Source organism: Rhizobium sp. NLR16a (assembly GCF_017948245.1).
GTDB lineage: Bacteria > Pseudomonadota > Alphaproteobacteria > Rhizobiales > Rhizobiaceae > Rhizobium.
Genome location: NZ_CP072865.1, coordinates 926,901 through 943,138, shown reverse-complemented (window position 1 = coordinate 943,138; position 16,238 = coordinate 926,901). Strand labels below are relative to the sequence as shown.

Genomic DNA, 16,238 nt, shown 5'->3' with positions numbered 1-16,238 from the left:
GTGACTCGAACCACGTCTCTGGAGTTTCAGCGAAAATTCGGTGAGTTTCAGCATCAGGCACAGCGCGAGCCTGTCGAAATCACCCGTCATGGCCGCCGCGAATTCGTGCTGATGTCGGCCGAGCACTATGATTGGCTGAGGGCCGCCGCGCAGCGGACGCACGTCACAGCCGACGCCTTGTCCGTCGTCATCGATGCCGTCGAAAGAGCGGAGATGGATGCCGCGCATGCCCCTCTCGATGAACTGCTGAAATAAAGCCGCATGGCCGCAATTCCCGAACCTAAGCCCGGCCTCGTCGTGCGCTATGATTACCTCTGGTCGCGCGAAGCATCGGCGGGTCGCGACCAAGGCAAGGACAGGCCCGCCTGCCTCGTCGCGGCAAGCGATAGCCTCGCCAATCCGCGCTACGTCGTTCTGCTGCCGATCACGCATACGCCGCCATCCGGCGACACGGTCGGAATAGAAATCCCGCCGAAAGTGAAGCAGGCAATCGGTCTGGACGACGCGCCGAGTTGGGTCATCGTCTCCGAACATAATATCGATGAATGGCCGAATGGCGGGCTTTCGCCCGTACCGGGCAGCGAGGGAATATTCGCCTACGGCTTCATTCCGCCCAGTCTTTTCGTAACGATCAAAGGGAAATTTCTTGATCTTGCCAAAGCCAGGAAGAGCGATCCCGTCCGCCGCTGATGCCTATCGCTCAAGAGCGGCTTTCGAGGGACGACATGCGGCAAAATCAAAGCTGCAGCATAGTTTTCACGTTCAATTTCAAAAGCATGAAGCCGGAAACTGAATCACTTTCCGGCTTCATCGTCTCTTGGTTCATTGTATTAACAGCGGCGAACGTCTCTACGCCGCGTCCTCAATCTCCTCATCCGCCTTGCGCGGCACATAATTCAGTACCGGCCCGAGCCAACGCTCGACATCGGAAACCTCCATGCCCTTGCGCTTGGCATAGTCCTCCACCTGATCGCGCTCGACCTTGGCGACGCCGAAATAATAGGAGTCGGGGTGGCCGATATAGATGCCGGATACGGAGGAGCCGGGCCACATCGCATAGCTTTCAGTCAGTTTCACTCCGGCGGCTTTTTCCGCATCGAGCAACTTGAAGAGCGTTGCCTTTTCCGTGTGGTCGGGCTGGGCGGGATAACCGGGCGCCGGACGGATGCCGGCATAGGCTTCGCCGATCAGATCCTCGTTGCTGAGGTGCTCATCTCTTGCATAGCCCCAATATTCGCGCCGCACCTGCTCATGCATGCGCTCGGCAAAGGCTTCGGCGAAGCGGTCGGCCAGCGCCTTGACGAGGATTGAGGAATAGTCGTCGTTCGACCGCTCAAACCGTTCGGCAATGGCGATTTCCTCGATGCCGGCCGTTACCACGAAGCCGCCGACATAGTCCTGAACGCCGCTGGTGACAGGCGCCACGAAGTCCGAAAGCGCCACGTTCGCCCGCCCGTCCCGCTTCGAAAGCTGCTGGCGAAGCGTGTAGAAAGTGGCAAGCTCCTTGCTGCGGCTTTCATCCGTGAAGAGGCGGATATCGTCGCCGACAGCGCCGGCCGGCCAGAAGCCGATGACGGCGCGCGGGCGGAACCACTTCTCGCCGATGATCTTCTTCAGCATGGCCTGCGCATCGGCCCAGAGCGCACGCGCCGCCTCGCCCTGCTTCTCGTCTTCGAGAATGGCCGGGAAACGGCCGCGCAATTCCCAGGTCTGGAAGAACGGCGTCCAGTCGATATATCTGGCAAGCTCGGCCAGATCGTAATCCTCGAACACCCGCGTGCCGAAGAACTCAGGCCTCGTCGGCTTGTAGGCCGACCAGTCGACCTTATGCGCATTCTCGCGGGCTCGTGCCAGCGGCAGGCGCACCTTCTCCGCTTCGCTCCGGGCATGAGCGGCGGCCACCTTGGCATATTCGGCTCTTACATCGTCGACGTAACCCTGCCGCGTTTCTGGCGAGAGCAGCGCCGAGACGACGCCGACGGCGCGGCTCGCATCGGTCACGTAGATCGCCTGTCCCTTGTCGTAGCCGGGATGGATCTTCACGGCGGTATGCACGCGGCTGGTCGTGGCACCGCCGATCAGCAGCGGGATCTCGAAGCCCTGCCGCTCCATTTCGGCCGCGACATGCACCATCTCGTCGAGCGACGGCGTGATCAGGCCGGAAAGGCCGATGATATCGACCTTTTCGGCGATCGCTGTTTCGAGGATCTTCGTCGCCGGCACCATGACGCCGAGGTCGACGATCTCGTAATTGTTGCAGGCGAGCACGACGCCGACGATGTTCTTGCCGATATCGTGCACATCACCCTTGACCGTCGCCATCAGGATCTTGCCTGCCGACCGCCGTTCCTCGCCGCCGTTGAGGCGCTTTTCCTCTTCCATGTAGGGCAGCAGTACGGCGACCGCCTGCTTCATGACGCGCGCCGACTTGACCACCTGCGGCAGGAACATCTTGCCCGAACCGAACAGGTCGCCGACGACGTTCATGCCGGCCATCAGCGGTCCTTCGATGACGTGCAGCGGCCGGGCGGCCTGCCGGCGCGCCTCTTCCGTATCGGCCTCGATATATTCGGTGATGCCGTTGACCAGCGCATGTTCGAGACGCTTCTCGACGCTCCATTCGCGCCAAGAGAGATCCTGGACACGACCCTCCTTTGCCCCGGCGCCGCGGAAACGCTCGGCCACTTCGAGCAGCCGCTCGGTGCTGTCGGCGCGGCGGTTGAGCACCACGTCCTCGCAGGCCTCGCGCAGCTCGGGATCGATGTTGTCGTAGACGGCGAGCTGGCCGGCATTGACGATGCCCATGTCCATGCCGGCCTGGATGGCGTGGTAGAGAAACACCGCATGCATCGCCTCGCGCACCGGCTCGTTGCCGCGGAACGAGAAGGACAGGTTGGAGACGCCGCCAGAGATATGCACGAGCGGCATGCGCTCACGGATCGTCCGCGTCGCCTCTATGAAGTCGACGCCGTAATTATTGTGCTCTTCGATGCCGGTCGCGACCGCAAAGATGTTCGGGTCGAAGATGATGTCCTCGGGCGGAAAACCGATCTTCTCGGTCAACAGCTTGTAAGCGCGCGTGCAGATCTCGACCTTGCGGTCGTAATTGTCGGCCTGCCCGGTTTCGTCGAAGGCCATGACGACGACGGCAGCGCCGTAATTGCGCAGGAGCCGCGCTTGGGCGAGAAAGTTCTCCTCGCCTTCCTTCAGCGAGATCGAGTTGACGATCGGCTTGCCCTGCACCCGCTTCAGGCCGGATTCGATGATCGAGAATTTCGACGAGTCGATCATGACAGGCACGCGGGCAATGTCGGGCTCGGCGGCGATCAGGTTGAGGAACTCGACCATCGCCTTCTCGGAATCGATCAGGCCCTCGTCCATGTTGATGTCGATCACCTGCGCGCCGTTTTCGACCTGGTCGCGGGCGACGTCGAGTGCCGGCGTGTAATCGGCATTGGTAATCAGCTTGCGGAACTTCGCCGAGCCGGTGACGTTGGTGCGCTCGCCGACATTGACGAAAGGAATGTCCTTGGTCAGTTCGAAGGGTTCGAGACCCGACAGCGACATGAAGGGGCGATGCTCCGGGATCGGGCGCGGCTTGTATTTCGCAACGGTCTCGGCAATCGCCCTGATATGTTCCGGCGTCGAGCCGCAGCAGCCGCCGACGATATTGACCAGGCCTTCACGCGCGAAGCTGTCGATCTGTGCCGCCATCAGCTCCGGCGTTTCGTCGTACTGGCCGAACTCGTTCGGCAGGCCGGCATTCGGATAGGCGCAGATAAAGGTATCGGCGACGCCCGAAAGCTCCTGCAGGTGCGGGCGCATCGCGTTAGCCCCGAGCGCGCAGTTGAGGCCGATCGTGAAAGGATTGGCGTGGCGCACCGAGTTCCAGAAAGCCGACGGCGTCTGGCCGGAGAGCGTGCGGCCGGAAAGGTCGGTGATCGTGCCGGAGATCATCACCGGCAGGCGCACGCCCTTGGCCTCGAAACGCTCCTCGCAGGCGAAGATCGCGGCCTTGGCATTCAGGGTGTCGAAGATCGTCTCGATCAGGATGATGTCGGCGCCGCCGTCGATCAGCCCGTCGATCTGCTCGCCATAGGCTTCCCTGAGGTCGTCGAAGGTGACGGCGCGGAAGCCAGGATTGTTGACGTCGGGCGAGATCGAGGCGGTGCGGTTGGTTGGACCGATGGCGCCGGCGACGAAACGACGGCGGCCGTCCTCGCGTTCGGCGCGGATCGCCGCGCGGCGGACGATCTCCGCACCTTCCTTGTTCAGCGCATAGACCTCGCCTTCCATCTGGTAATCGGCCTGGGCGATGCGGGTCGAGGAGAAGGTGTTGGTCTCGAGGATATCGGCGCCGGCCTTGGCGTATTTGTAATGGATTTCTTCGATCGCATCCGGCTGGCTCAGGATCAGAAGGTCGTTATTGCCCTTCTGATGGCAGGCGCAGCCGATGAAGCGGGTTCCGCGGAACTGGTCTTCGTCATAGCCGAGCCCCTGGATCTGCGTGCCCATGGCGCCGTCGAGAACAAGGATGCGCTCGCTCGCGGCCTTTTTCAAAGCGGCGAAAACTTCACTGCCGTCACGCTTGCCCGTTTCCGGACCAAAGAGATTTTCAAACACGGGCGGGCTCCTTGACGTCGTAAGACCAGACTTCCAGATCACATAAAGATATCTTTATGTCAATATATGACTATCGATTTCGTGCTTCGCAAAGCTTCGCCGATGACAGGCTCGCCCGAGCCCTATATAGGCCTTTGCCAGGCTTGTGCACGAAATCGGAGGAGTATCATGGCATCCGCAACCGGCAACGCCGCGCTTGGAAACTGGACAAGCCGCGCCTATCACCGCAGCTGGCTGCTGGCGCAGGCTAATGGTCTCTTCGATTTCTTCCAGCATGATTCGATCAATCCCAAGGGCGGCTTCTACGATCTCGACGACGCCGGCCGGCCCCTCGATGCCGAGGGCCAGGTGCGCGGCATCCATATCGCGGCGCGCGCGGTCCATTGTTTTTCGATCGGCGCCCTGCTCGGCCGTCCCGGCGCCTCCAATGTCGTCGACCACGGCATGGACTATCTCTGGAACCACCATCGTGACCGCAAGAATGGCGGCTATTTCTGGTCGCTCGACAATAATGGTCCGGTCGATTCCAACAAGCAGGGTTACGGTCATGCTTTCGTGCTGCTCGCCGCCTCGTCGGCCAAGACGATCGGCCATCCGCTTGCCGACGGCATGCTCGCCGATATCACCGAGATCCTGAACACCAGGTTCTGGGAGCCGCGCCACGGCGCCATCGCCGAGGAATTCACCGCCGACTGGCAGCCGCTCGAGGGCGGCGCCTATCGCGGCCAGAACTCCAACATGCACCTGACCGAGGCGCTGATGGCCGCCTTCGAAGCCACCGGTGACAAGGAATACCTCGCCAAGGCCGAAAGCATCGCCGATCTCGTCATCCGCCGCGCGGCCGGTTCGGTCGACTGGCGCGTCGCCGAACATTTCGATGCCGAATGGAACCTCGATAAGGATTACTATCATCCGAACGAAATGTTCCGTCCGGCCGGCACGACGCCCGGCCATTGGCTGGAATGGGCCCGCCTCATCCTGCAGCTCTGGGCGCTCGGCGGCAAACGCATCGAATGGATGCCGGATGCGGCGAAAGCCCTTTTCGAGCAATCCATGGTCCTCGGCTGGGACAACGACAAGGGCGGCTTCTTCTACACCCTCGACTGGGCGGATAAACCGGCCAAGCGCAACAAGCTCTGGTGGCCGGCCTGCGAAGGTGCTGCCGCCGCACACTTCCTCAACGAGCACCTGCCGAGCGACTACCACGAGGAATGCTACCGCAAGATCTGGAACGTTATCGAGCGCGCCTTCATCGATCACAGGAACGGCGGCTGGCATGAGGAACTGACGGAGGATCTCATCCCGTCGCACTCGCTTTTCCCAGGTAAGGGCGATATCTACCACGCCCTGCAGGCCTGCCTCATCCCGCTCTTTCCGGCAACCGGCAGCCTGACGAAGGGCATTGCCGACGTCGGCGGCAGGCTCTGAGACATCGATCCAAAGTTCACCGTCCCCCCAGCGCGTCTGAAAAGACGCGCTGGGCTGCAAACTTCAATAGCCCGGTGCCCTCAACTCTGCGGTGGGGTTGCGCTGGAACCACTCGACATCCTCGTTTACACGGTCGAGTTCGTCCTGCACGTCGCGCTGGTCGCGACGAATGTCGTGCATGTCGTCTTCGAGATCCTCGATCCGCCGGCGTAACTCCGACCTGTCGCCGTCCTTCGCATCCTTCAGCCTGTCGGACAGCTCGTCGATTTCAGCCTCCTTGGAGCTGTAATCGTTCTGCATCGAATTGAGTCGCTCCTGTAGCCCGTGCTGCTTGCTGCCGAGGTTGAAGCCGCGCAGGAAGCCGGATGCCGTTTCGGGCGGGCAGACATTGGCGTAGCCACTGCCCGCCTGGCCGCGCGCCAGACCGCTGAGGGGCGTGCAGTAACGCACCAGGCCGGACTGGTATCCCTGGAACCAGATCGTTTGATCCGGCACGATCTTCACGCGTTCGCAGGATTTCGCATGCGCGGCGAAACGCTGCTGCGGCTCATAGCCTGCGGCCCCGTCGCTCTCGCCGATCACCCGCCAGTCGGCGGCAACACATTCCTCCTTGGACAGCGTATTGCAGGAGGCAAGCAAAAGACCGAAACCGATGGCGGCGGCAAGCGCAAAGAACAAGCGGATCATAGCGTCCCGGGAAGGTTAAGGAGGGCGGATGCCGCACCTTAACTGCAGGACAAGGCCGCGTCACCGGAGCGGCGGCGCGATTTTGCATTTTTCATGGCTTTTTTCTGTCGAAATCAGGGCGGCGCGCGCCACCTCAGAGCGGAGCGAGCCGCAACGTATCCAGATCTTTCGCCAGCATCAGCGCTAAGGCCTCGACCACAAGATTGTGGTCGTCGCGCTGCGGCAGGCCGGAGACGGTCACGGCGCCGATGCAGCCGGTGCCTTTGACGTTGATCGGAAAACTGCCGCCATGCGGCGCATAATCGGCGCCATCAAGCCCGTTGTCCTCGACGGTCTTGCCATCCTTGCTGAGCTTCAGGCCGGAGGCATAGCTGCTGCGGAAATAGCGCAGAACCATGTTGCGCTTGCGGCGGACCCAGTTGACGTTGTCAGGCGTCACGCCCGGCAATGCTGCGTAGAAGACCGGCATCGAATGCAGCGTCACGTCGATCGCGATCCCGAGGCCGCGCTCGCTGGCGAGTTCCTGCAGAAGCTTGCCGAGCTGCCAGGCAGTGGTGAGATCGAAGGCGTCGAAGCTCAGCGCCTTTTCCTGCTCGGCGATCCGACTGAGATCGTTGTCGATTGTCATGATAGGCGCTCCTCTCCTGCAATGATCCGCTGCAGACCATTCTCATCAGAAGAGAAAAAGTAAAGCAAAACTTGGGTCTATCAGAGCTTCGGCGTCAGCATCTCGAAACGGTCGCGGATGGTGGCGCAGGTATCGCCGCCCAATCGCGCAATGGCATCGACCGCCGCAGGATCGACATGCAGCCTCTCGGGATCGACGACGCCGTCACGATAATGCGCGTAGAGGATTTCGCCCATGACGATCTGCCGCGAGCGGCCAAGCTCCAGCGTCACATGCCGCCGGCATTCGAAGGCGGCCGGTGCCTCGGCGATGAACGGCGACGCCACCTTCTCGCCCGGCACCGCCGTCAACCCGGCTTCCTTCAACTCGTCGATGCCGCGCGGATATTTGCTGCCGCAGACATGCATTGCCTCGGCGATGGCGAAGGAGACGATGTTGACCGTGAAGACTTCGGTCATGCGGATATTGTGGCCGGTATCCTTGAACGACATATCCGCATTGTTCTCGACGCCGATCGCCAGGATCGGCGGTTCGGCCGACAGGCAGTTGAAGAAGCTGAAGGGCGCCGCGTTGATCCGGCCATGCTCGTCGACCGTCGTCACCAGCGCGATCGGCCGCGGGATGATCGTGCCGATCATCAGCTTGTAACGCTCGCGCTCCGAAAGCTCTTTGAAATCGAAGGAGACGGCCATGGGTTAGCCGATTTCCGGGGCCGGCGAGAAACCGCTCATCGCGCCCATAAAGGGTTTCGGCAGCGGCGAGGCGTAGGAGCCGCGCTTGCTGGTGGAAAGCCCGAGCGACACCAGCGCCTCGGCCTGCTTGACGGCGGCCGCCACTCCGTCGACGACGGGCACGCCGTAAATCTCCTGCAATTGCCTGGCCAGATCCGTCATGCCGGCACAGCCAAGCACGATCGCCTCGGCGCCGTCTTCGGCAAGCGCCCGCTCGATCTCGGCCTTCAGCTTGCCGATCGCGCCCGAGGCCGCATTTTCCAACTCCAGTACCGGGATGTCGGAGGCGCGCACCTTGGCGCGCTCGCCCATGCCGTAGCGGCGCACCAGATTGTCGATCAGCACCCGCGACCGCTCCAGCGTCGTCACCACGGTAAAGCGCTGCGCCAGGAAGCCCGCCGTGAACACGGCGGATTCGCAAAGCCCGAGGATCGGCACATCGGCGAAGCTCCGTGCCGCGTCGAGCCCGGTGTCGTCGAAGCAGGCGATGACGGCTGCATCGTAGCCCGCCGCCTGCCGGGCGTGGAGTTCGGAAAGCAGGCCGGGGATCGCCAGCGCCCCATCGTAATGCCCCTCGATGGAGGCCGGCCCCATGGTGGATGTCGCGGCGATGATCTCGGTGCCGGATGCTGCGACCACCCGCGCGGCGGCCGCAGCCTTCTCGGTCATGGAGGCCGTGGTATTCGGATTGACGATGAGGATGCGCATATCAGTCTATCTTTGCCTGCCGCCGCCCCAGCATCGTCATGATGCCGAGCGCAATGAGAATGATGGTGAAGGAAAACAGCGTCGTCACCGTGCCGAGTGCATAGAGCACCGGCGTCGTGACATTGGTCGTCATGCCGTAGATTTCGAGCGGCAGCGTATTGTAGCTGCCCGACGTCATCAATGTGCGCGCGAATTCGTCATAGGAAAGCGTGAAGCCGAACAGCCCGACGCCGATCAGGCTCGGGGCGATCATCGGCAGCACGACATGCCGGAACGTCTGCCAGGAGGTGGCGCCAAGATCGCGGGCCGCTTCCTCGTAAGCGGGCGAGAAACGGTTGAAGACGGCAAACATGATCAGCACGCCGAAGGGCAGCGTCCAGGTCAGATGCGCCCCGAAGGCCGAGGAATACCATGCGGGCTTGAGACCGCCCTCCTGAAAGACGACGCCGATGCCGAGCGAAATGATGATCGACGGCACGACGAGGCTTGCGACCGTGGCGTAGAACAGCGCCGTCGATCCGCGGAAACGGCGGCGGAAGGCAAGGCCGGCCAGCAGCGACACGACGACGGTTACCACCATCACCATCAGCCCGAGGGTGAAGGAGCGACGGAACGAGGCGCCGAAATCGCCGACCGCCTGCTTTTCGAACAGGTTGAAGAACCAATGGGTGGAAATCCCGTTCATCGGGAAGGTCAGGCCGCCGTCCGGTCCCTGGAAGGAGAGGATGAGGATCGCCGAGAGCGGGCCGTAGAGGAACAGCACGAAGAGGACGAAGAAGGTCGCCAGCAGATAGAATTCGAGGCCGCGTTTTTCGTGGTTCATCTCAAAGCTCCTTGCGGATATCGACGACACGCAGGATGGCGGCGACCATCATGAGCACCACCGCAAGCAGCACCACGGCATTGGCGGCGGCGGCCGGATATTGCAGCAACGACATCTGGTTCTTCATCATCAGCGCCACCGAGGCGCTCTGGCCGCCGGACATCACCTGCACCGTCGAGAAGTCGGCCATCACCAACGTGACCACGAAGATCGTGCCGATCGCCATGCCGGGCTTGGCAAGCGGAATGACCACGTTCCAGAGCACCTGCCAGCCGGAGGCGCCGGCATCGCGGGCCGCCTCGAACAGCGACCGGTCGATACGCATCAGCGTGTTGAAGATCGGCGTCACCATGAACAGCGTATAGAGATGCACCATGGCGAGCACGACGGCGAAATCGGAATAGAGCAGCCATTCGATCGGCTGCGGAACGATGCCCATCTTGATCAGCGCCGAATTGACCAGGCCATTGCGCCCGAGCACCGGGATCCAGGAGATCATGCGGATGATGTTCGAGGTCATGAACGGCACCGTGCAGACGAGGAAGAGGATCATCTGCGTCGAGGTCTTGCGGATGTGGAAGGCCAGGAAATAGGCGACCCAGAAGCCGATGACCAGCGTCAGCGCCCAGACGATGGCGGTGAATTTCAGCGTGTTGAGATAGGTCTTCCACGTCACCCATGAACCGAGCGTGTCGGTGTAGTTCATGGTGAGGAAAGCGGGATAGAGGCCGGCGAAGTCGTAGTCCCAGAAGCTGACGACAGCGATCATTGCGATCGGTAGCAGGAAGAAGAAACCGAGGATGGCGATGAGCGGCGTCGCCTGGAGATAGGAGATGGCCGAGGGGGAGAGGCGGAAGGTATGGCGGTTCGCCGGCCGCGAAGCCTGATCCGTCTGCTCTGAAACGATCGCCGCCATTCCTTGCCCTTTCGGAAGTCATTCATCATCCGCATGGGAGGGCTCGAAAGACCCCTCCCCAACCCTCCCCACAAGGGGGAGGGAGTTTCTGTGCCGCGCCACCTCCGGACTCCCTCCCCTTGTGCGGAGGGTTGGGGAGGGGAAAGCGGCAACCGCTTACGCCGCGATGAACTCGTTCCAGCGGCGGACCATGTAGCGGTCTTCGTCCATGACCGAGTTCCAGCAGGCGACCGCGCCCATGCGGGCTTCGAAGGAGCCGCCGTCGCGCACAGCGCCGGCCTTCTCCATGACCTTGCCTTCGGGCGAGAGGATATCGCCCTGTGCCGGCTTGCCTTCGATCCAGTAACCCCATTCGTCTGCCGTCATGAAGTTCTTGGCCGTCTCCATGCAGGCAGAATAGTAGCCCTGGCGGTTGAGGTAGCCACCGACCCAGCCCGACGTATACCAGTTGATATATTCGTACGCCGCATCGAGTTGTGCCCCCTTGAGATGCGAGGCGAGGCCGAGGCCGCCGCCCCAGGCGCGGTAACCTTCCTTGAGCGGCTGATACTTGCAGGCGATGCCCTTGGAGCGGACGGCGGCGACGGCCGGCGACCACATCGACTGGATGACGACTTCGCCCGAGGCCATGAGGTTGACCGACTCGTCGAAGCTCTTCCAGAAGGCGCGGAACTGGCCGTCGCCTTTGGCCTTGATCAGGAATTCGATCGTCTTGTCGATCTCCTCCTTGGTCATGTTGCCCTTGTCGGCATATTTGATGTTGCCCATGGCTTCCATGATCATCGCCGCATCCATGATGCCGATCGACGGGATGTTGAGGATCGAAGTCTTGCCCTTGAACTTCGGATCCATGATGTCGGCCCAGCTGGTAATGTCTCGGCCGACGAGATCGGGGCGGATGCCGAGCGTGTCGGCATTGTAGATGGTGGGAACCATCGTCATCCACTGCGTCGGCTCCTTGGCGAACTTTTTGGCGCCCTGCGCCTCGACGAAGCCGACCGTATGTGGCGCAGTGCCCTGGGCGATGACGCTGTCCGGCTTCAGCTTGCCGTTGATGAACAGCGGCACGATCTTGTCGTAATATTTGAGCTTCTTGACGTCCATCGGCTGCAGCACGCCTGTTGGAAACACCTTCTTGGCGATCCAGTATTCGATGTCGGCGATATCGTAGCTGTCGGGCTGGGTGACGGCACGCTGGGCCGCGGCGTCGGAATCAGTCGCCGTCATCTCCAGCGTGATGCCGAGGTCAGCTTTGCACTTTTCAGCGATGGCATTGATGTTGGAAACGCCGGTGCCGAACTGGCGAAGCGTGATGTTCGTCTTCGCCCAGATGGTGGGAAAGCCGGAGATAGCTCCGGAGCCGGCGATGGCGCCGACGGCGGCAGCACCCGTCTTCAAGAGCGTGCGGCGGGAAAGACCCTTTTCCGCCTTGGTCGATGTCGTTTCAGTCGTCATGTCAGTTCCCCTTTTCTTGATGTGGAAGTTGATGTTTTTGATTGCTCATGCAGAGGCGCGGCCGAGAAGCACCGCATCCTCACGTTCCCAGCTGAGTGAGACCGCGTCACCGACGGCGACCGGGCGGGCGAAATAGTCGCTATCGTCAGATATGACGGTGAAGTCGTCGCTGCCGGCGCCGAGAACGGTGATCTTCACCGAGGAGCCGCGATATTCGACGTTAGCGACGATGCCGTTGAAGCCGAGTGTCCACTCAGTCGCCACCTGCAGGCGCACGCGATCGGTGCGGATGCCGATATCGACCGGCTCGCCGACTTCCCTGCCCTCGCCCCGCACGGAAAAGCTCTGCCCCTCCGGCACGGTCATGACGAGCATGCCGTCCGCGCTCGACGTCACCCGGCCGGACAAGACGTTGTGATCACCCATGAAGCGGGCGACGAAGGCGGTTGCCGGCTTCTCGAAAACCTCGCGGGGTGCCGCCGCCTGCTCGATCCGGCCGTCATTCATGATGACGATGACGTCGGCGAGCGCCATCGCCTCTTCCTGGCTGTGGGTGACGTGGACGAAGGTGATGCCGAGCGACTTCTGCAGCTTCTTCAGTTCGGCGCGCATGCGGATCTTCAGGAACGGATCGAGCGCCGACAGCGGCTCGTCGAGCAACAGCGCCTCCGGATCGGTAATCAAGGCGCGGGCCAGCGCCACACGCTGCTGCTGGCCGCCGGAAAGCTGAGCCGGACGCCGGTTGGCATAGGGCTCCATCTGCATCAACTTCAGCATCTCGAGCGCCTTGGCCCGCCGCTGAGGCTTGTCGACGCCCTTCATCTTGAGGCTGAAAGCGACATTGTCGACCAGGTCAAGATGCGGGAAAAGCGCGTAGGACTGGAACATCATCGCCGTGCCGCGCCTGGCTGGCGGAAGATCGGTGACGACTGTTTTGCCGAGCCTGATGTCGCCCGAAGAAATGCTCTCATGGCCGGCGATCATTCGCAGCGTCGAGGTCTTGCCGCAGCCCGACGGGCCGAGGAAGCAGCAATAGGAACCGGCCGGAATCTTCAGGCTGATCCCATGCACGGCCGTCGTCGTTCCGTAAACCTTCGAAACGGATACTATATCGATCTCTGCCGCTTTCGACATCATGCCTTCCCCTTGTTCGGGAAAGACGATGCATCTGCCGTGCCAATCGCATCCAACCTCGACTAAGCTATTAACAGGAAAGGATTTTAATACTCGAGACCGTGCAGGCACATTTTATGGGCACCGCATCGTCTGCACATCATTTAGGCTATCGTCTGCAATTTACGCAGAAAATCGTATACAATTTAACCGGCGTTTCGATGACAAATTCCGTTTAACTTTTGCCGCGAAGCCGGGTATGGTTTGCCCGCCATCAGGGAATAGTCTTCATGAAATCCGCCGCCAAGGCCATCCAGGCCGAAGAAGTCGCCGAAACCGGCGCGCACCAGATCCGCGACGCCATTCGCGAGGCAATCGTCGAGCGCAGGCTTTCCCCCGGCACCAAGCTTTCCGAAGGCGATGTCGGCAAACTTTTCAACGTCAGCCGCACACTTGCCCGCGCGGCGCTGCAGGCGCTTTCCTATGAGGGCCTCGTCAGCGTCGAAAAGAACCGCGGCGCCTTCGTCGCCTATCCCTCCCCTGATGAGGCGCGGCAGATCTTTTCCGCCCGGCGCCTCGTCGAGCCCGGCATATTGCGCGAGGCGGCGGCGCGGATCACCCCCGATGACATCAGGAATCTGCGAGAGCTTTTGCAGGAAGAAGGCCGCCTGATGAACGAGCGCGGCCAGACGGCGCGGCGCGCCGAGATCAAGGCATCCGGCGATTTCCACCTGATGCTGGCGGAAATTTCGGGCAACGCCATCATGCAGCGTTTCATGGAGGAGCTCGTCGCCCGCTCATCCCTCGTCATCGCGCTCTACGGCCAGTCGACCGCTTCCAGTTGCGGCCATTCCGAACATGGCGACATCATCTCGGCGATCGAAGGCAACGAACTCGACCGCGCCTGTCGGCTGATGCTGCATCACATCGCCCATATCGAGTCCGATCTTGACCTGCGCGAACGCAAGAGCCTCGGTCTCAAGGAAGCCTTCGAACTCTGAACGGGTGGGCGCACGTCGCCCGCAGCTATCACGACGCCTTCTTCGGCAGCTTGTCCAGCGCGGCGAAAATTTCTTCCACCGTGCGCGGCTCGCCCGAACGCAGCTTCACCGAGCCGTCACGCCCGATCAGGATCAGCCCGAACTCGCTGTAAGGCGGTCCCTGCAGCCGCTCGCGAATATCGTCCGCATCAAGCTCCCAAGCATCGTCGAACAGCGAGAAGGCGCCGCCGCCGGCGATGATGAAAACTTCGACGTCTTCCTCGATGAGGCGCATCTGTGCGTTCCGCAACCATTCGTCCTGGATTGCTGGGCGGTCGTCCTGCGCATCGGCGAAGATGATCAGCACCCGTTTGCTGCCTCGAAACTGCTCGAGCGATTGCGGGAGTTCCGGCTCACGTCGCGGTGTGCCGATGATTTCATGAACGATGGATCTCAGCATGGTGCTATTCCTCGCCCGTCATCTCACGGGCTGTGACTGCGCATTCCAGCGGCCGCGTATTTCAAGACGAGCAAGAACGCTGTAACGCGCTGAATAACTGAATAATTCCCAAATCCGATACGAACTGGGATCATGCAGTAAACGGCTGGAATCGGGGGAGGTTCCGACGAAGCGGAAAAGGATCGCAGCTCCTAAAGCGCAACGCGATCTTTCAGATTCGCTTCTTGCGCTTTAGGTCTTTGTTTGACGCATGTCCTTATCGCAAAACCGCAGCACACTTTTGCGCGACATGCTTTGGCCGCGATTTCTTTCCCGTCAATCGCGGCTCTGGTCCTCGGCCGCATGCGCCGAGACGGCCACGAGGTCCGCTGTGCCGTTCGCAAGGAGGCGTTTGCGCACCAGCACGCGCATGACGCGTGCCGCCGTCGAGAAGGTCATCTGGTCGAGCGGACCTTCGCCCTCCCACGGCTTGGTCAGCCGCTCGGTGACGGCGCCGACGATATTCATCGGCACGATATCGGTGCATTCGCGCATGGCTTCGAAAACGAAGCTTATCGGGATGACCCTTCCTTCATGGGTCACGATCGGTTCGGTCAATTCGCTGTCCCACTCCTCGAAGGCGTAAAGTGCTTCGCGAAACAGCTGCTGGAGGGTAAACGGCGCGTGGCCGTTATGAAGTGGCGGCAGGGCATTCATCATGTCTGTCTCCTCTTGATGGATTAAGCCAAAATCCTCCTGGATCGGTCGGCATGAACGCGGGGAACACAGCGTCTTTTTTGCCCCTGCGGACCGAATAACACGATTGATTCTATAGAGTAACCTTTCGTGAATAAAGCCCATTTCTCGGCCGAGGTGGCACCCGTTTTCCTAAACGCATGAAATTCCTGCATGTTTTAGGCGAAATTTTCTCAGTACGCCGCGTTCATGAAAATCCATGCCAGCCGCGTGAGCATGGTGCGGGAGGCGGAAAAAACCCTGAAAAATCACGGAACTTTTGCGGCTGTAATCTGTTTTGTTCGCGCACTTCGCAAAAGCAGATGGGGTTACCAGCAATGACGCAAATCCGTGAACCGGAGCGGCGGGCCAGAGTCCTGCGCGGCCGTCCTTACAGCCTTGATGAATTCGCCTCAAAATATGGCCTGCGCAGCGACCAGGCCGAGAGCCTGTTTACCCGTTTCGGGCCTTCCTCGATCGAACTCGATTTGCTGATGGCAGCCAAGCGCCGCGCGCCTGTTCTGCCGGACAGAATTGCCGAATAACGCCTTTCACGGACGGAACCGACGGATGAGCGACAGACGCCACGAATGGATTAGCAAGCGGGCCTATGCGATCTGGGAGGAACAGGGCCGCCCTGACGGCCGGGATAGCGAACATTGGCGCCAGGCGGTCGCCGAGCGGGACGCGCTGGAACGCACCCAGGCCTCCGTCGACGGACGTGAAGTGCTGGTGAAGTTTCGCCCGAAGCCGCCACGGCCGGAACTGCCGCGCGACGGCTGGCTCACCCCGCCGGCCAAGGCCGGTTGACCCCAGCGGCCAGCCGCGAGATTTTGCACGGCGCCGTTCAATTGCACTGCATCCCCGGATGCCGATGCCCTCGCTCTTCGAGCCGCGACGGGGCACATCAGGATATGGGCGGAGATAGGGTGCGGCTTGCCTCACCGGCGCGGGAGCACCCTGGCGCCGGCG

Annotated in this window: 17 protein-coding genes; 6 read left to right on the top strand and 11 right to left on the bottom strand. The window is 61.5% G+C overall.

What is annotated here, in order from left to right:
- Entirely contained in the window at nucleotides 1–255 is a 255-nt protein-coding gene (locus J7U39_RS04375) for a type II toxin-antitoxin system prevent-host-death family antitoxin (RefSeq protein WP_210630565.1), read from the top strand.
- Between the two features lie 6 nt (nucleotides 256–261).
- Complete coding sequence (locus J7U39_RS04370; protein ID WP_210630564.1) at nucleotides 262–690, top strand: hypothetical protein; 429 nt, start codon at nucleotides 262–264, stop codon at nucleotides 688–690.
- 159 nt (nucleotides 691–849) lie between these two features.
- Here the strand turns inward: J7U39_RS04370 and metH are convergent, their stop codons facing one another.
- A complete protein-coding gene (metH, locus tag J7U39_RS04365; protein ID WP_210630563.1) occupies nucleotides 850–4,623 on the bottom strand; it encodes a methionine synthase in 3,774 nt (1,257 codons plus the stop codon).
- Nucleotides 4,624–4,791: 168 nt separating this feature from the next.
- Between metH and J7U39_RS04360 the strand changes: the two genes are divergently transcribed.
- A complete protein-coding gene (locus J7U39_RS04360; protein WP_210630562.1) occupies nucleotides 4,792–6,051 on the top strand; it encodes an AGE family epimerase/isomerase in 1,260 nt (419 codons plus the stop codon).
- Between the two features lie 63 nt (nucleotides 6,052–6,114).
- On the opposite strand, the gene J7U39_RS04355 is transcribed toward J7U39_RS04360, so the two are convergent.
- The 8 genes from J7U39_RS04355 to J7U39_RS04320 form a co-directional block, all read right to left on the bottom strand.
- Nucleotides 6,115–6,738, bottom strand: coding sequence for a DUF2799 domain-containing protein (locus J7U39_RS04355; RefSeq protein ID WP_210630561.1), 624 nt, complete (start codon nucleotides 6,736–6,738; stop codon nucleotides 6,115–6,117).
- 133 nt (nucleotides 6,739–6,871) lie between these two features.
- Complete coding sequence (locus tag J7U39_RS04350; protein ID WP_064803906.1) at nucleotides 6,872–7,366, bottom strand: heme-degrading domain-containing protein; 495 nt, start codon at nucleotides 7,364–7,366, stop codon at nucleotides 6,872–6,874.
- Between the two features lie 80 nt (nucleotides 7,367–7,446).
- A complete protein-coding gene (locus tag J7U39_RS04345; RefSeq protein ID WP_210630560.1) occupies nucleotides 7,447–8,058 on the bottom strand; it encodes a flavin reductase family protein in 612 nt (203 codons plus the stop codon).
- Nucleotides 8,059–8,061: 3 nt separating this feature from the next.
- Nucleotides 8,062–8,805 carry an aspartate/glutamate racemase family protein gene (locus J7U39_RS04340; protein WP_210630559.1) on the bottom strand — a complete coding sequence of 248 codons (744 nt, stop codon included), beginning with the start codon at nucleotides 8,803–8,805 and terminating at the stop codon, nucleotides 8,062–8,064.
- 1 nt (nucleotide 8,806) lies between these two features.
- Nucleotides 8,807–9,628 (bottom strand): ABC transporter permease, encoded by an 822-nt coding sequence (locus J7U39_RS04335; RefSeq protein WP_210630558.1) that lies wholly within the window; start codon nucleotides 9,626–9,628, stop codon nucleotides 8,807–8,809.
- Between the two features lies 1 nt (nucleotide 9,629).
- On the bottom strand, nucleotides 9,630–10,544 hold the full coding sequence (locus tag J7U39_RS04330) for an ABC transporter permease (protein ID WP_210630557.1): 915 nt from the start codon (nucleotides 10,542–10,544) through the stop codon (nucleotides 9,630–9,632).
- A 156-nt stretch (nucleotides 10,545–10,700) separates the two neighbouring features.
- The gene (locus J7U39_RS04325) at nucleotides 10,701–11,999 is read right to left on the bottom strand and encodes a PotD/PotF family extracellular solute-binding protein (protein WP_210630556.1); all 1,299 of its coding nucleotides are present in this window, start codon (nucleotides 11,997–11,999) and stop codon (nucleotides 10,701–10,703) included.
- Nucleotides 12,000–12,044: 45 nt separating this feature from the next.
- On the bottom strand, nucleotides 12,045–13,133 hold the full coding sequence (locus tag J7U39_RS04320; RefSeq protein ID WP_210630555.1) for an ABC transporter ATP-binding protein: 1,089 nt from the start codon (nucleotides 13,131–13,133) through the stop codon (nucleotides 12,045–12,047).
- A gap of 269 nt (nucleotides 13,134–13,402) precedes the next feature.
- Here J7U39_RS04320 and J7U39_RS04315 point away from each other — a divergent pair, with 269 nt between their 5' ends.
- Nucleotides 13,403–14,113: a GntR family transcriptional regulator gene (locus J7U39_RS04315; protein WP_210630554.1), complete on the top strand. Its 711-nt coding sequence runs from the start codon at nucleotides 13,403–13,405 to the stop codon at nucleotides 14,111–14,113.
- A gap of 28 nt (nucleotides 14,114–14,141) precedes the next feature.
- On the opposite strand, the gene J7U39_RS04310 is transcribed toward J7U39_RS04315, so the two are convergent.
- Together J7U39_RS04310 and J7U39_RS04305 are read right to left on the bottom strand one after the other, a co-directional pair.
- Nucleotides 14,142–14,552 carry a DUF4174 domain-containing protein gene (locus J7U39_RS04310; RefSeq protein WP_210630553.1) on the bottom strand — a complete coding sequence of 137 codons (411 nt, stop codon included), beginning with the start codon at nucleotides 14,550–14,552 and terminating at the stop codon, nucleotides 14,142–14,144.
- 315 nt (nucleotides 14,553–14,867) lie between these two features.
- On the bottom strand, nucleotides 14,868–15,251 hold the full coding sequence (locus tag J7U39_RS04305; protein WP_038690240.1) for a hypothetical protein: 384 nt from the start codon (nucleotides 15,249–15,251) through the stop codon (nucleotides 14,868–14,870).
- A gap of 353 nt (nucleotides 15,252–15,604) precedes the next feature.
- On the opposite strand from J7U39_RS04305, the gene J7U39_RS04300 reads away from it, so the two are divergent.
- Both J7U39_RS04300 and J7U39_RS04295 read left to right on the top strand, forming a co-directional pair.
- A complete protein-coding gene (locus J7U39_RS04300; protein WP_210631590.1) occupies nucleotides 15,605–15,811 on the top strand; it encodes a hypothetical protein in 207 nt (68 codons plus the stop codon).
- Between the two features lie 25 nt (nucleotides 15,812–15,836).
- Complete coding sequence (locus J7U39_RS04295; RefSeq protein WP_210630552.1) at nucleotides 15,837–16,076, top strand: DUF2934 domain-containing protein; 240 nt, start codon at nucleotides 15,837–15,839, stop codon at nucleotides 16,074–16,076.
- Nucleotides 16,077–16,238: the final 162 nt, after the last annotated feature.

Coding starts and splice junctions, on each gene's coding strand:
- J7U39_RS04315 (WP_210630554.1), top strand. CDS start 13,403: ATGAAATCCGCCGCCAAGGCCATCCAGGCCGAAGAAGTCGCCGAAACC.
- J7U39_RS04325 (WP_210630556.1), bottom strand. CDS start 11,999: ATGACGACTGAAACGACATCGACCAAGGCGGAAAAGGGTCTTTCCCGC.
- J7U39_RS04330 (WP_210630557.1), bottom strand. CDS start 10,544: ATGGCGGCGATCGTTTCAGAGCAGACGGATCAGGCTTCGCGGCCGGCG.
- J7U39_RS04345 (WP_210630560.1), bottom strand. CDS start 8,058: ATGGCCGTCTCCTTCGATTTCAAAGAGCTTTCGGAGCGCGAGCGTTAC.
- J7U39_RS04335 (WP_210630558.1), bottom strand. CDS start 9,628: ATGAACCACGAAAAACGCGGCCTCGAATTCTATCTGCTGGCGACCTTC.
- J7U39_RS04360 (WP_210630562.1), top strand. CDS start 4,792: ATGGCATCCGCAACCGGCAACGCCGCGCTTGGAAACTGGACAAGCCGC.
- J7U39_RS04350 (WP_064803906.1), bottom strand. CDS start 7,366: ATGACAATCGACAACGATCTCAGTCGGATCGCCGAGCAGGAAAAGGCG.
- J7U39_RS04300 (WP_210631590.1), top strand. CDS start 15,605: ATGACGCAAATCCGTGAACCGGAGCGGCGGGCCAGAGTCCTGCGCGGC.
- J7U39_RS04295 (WP_210630552.1), top strand. CDS start 15,837: ATGAGCGACAGACGCCACGAATGGATTAGCAAGCGGGCCTATGCGATC.
- J7U39_RS04370 (WP_210630564.1), top strand. CDS start 262: ATGGCCGCAATTCCCGAACCTAAGCCCGGCCTCGTCGTGCGCTATGAT.
- J7U39_RS04310 (WP_210630553.1), bottom strand. CDS start 14,552: ATGCTGAGATCCATCGTTCATGAAATCATCGGCACACCGCGACGTGAG.
- J7U39_RS04320 (WP_210630555.1), bottom strand. CDS start 13,133: ATGTCGAAAGCGGCAGAGATCGATATAGTATCCGTTTCGAAGGTTTAC.
- J7U39_RS04340 (WP_210630559.1), bottom strand. CDS start 8,805: ATGCGCATCCTCATCGTCAATCCGAATACCACGGCCTCCATGACCGAG.
- J7U39_RS04355 (WP_210630561.1), bottom strand. CDS start 6,738: ATGATCCGCTTGTTCTTTGCGCTTGCCGCCGCCATCGGTTTCGGTCTT.
- J7U39_RS04305 (WP_038690240.1), bottom strand. CDS start 15,251: ATGATGAATGCCCTGCCGCCACTTCATAACGGCCACGCGCCGTTTACC.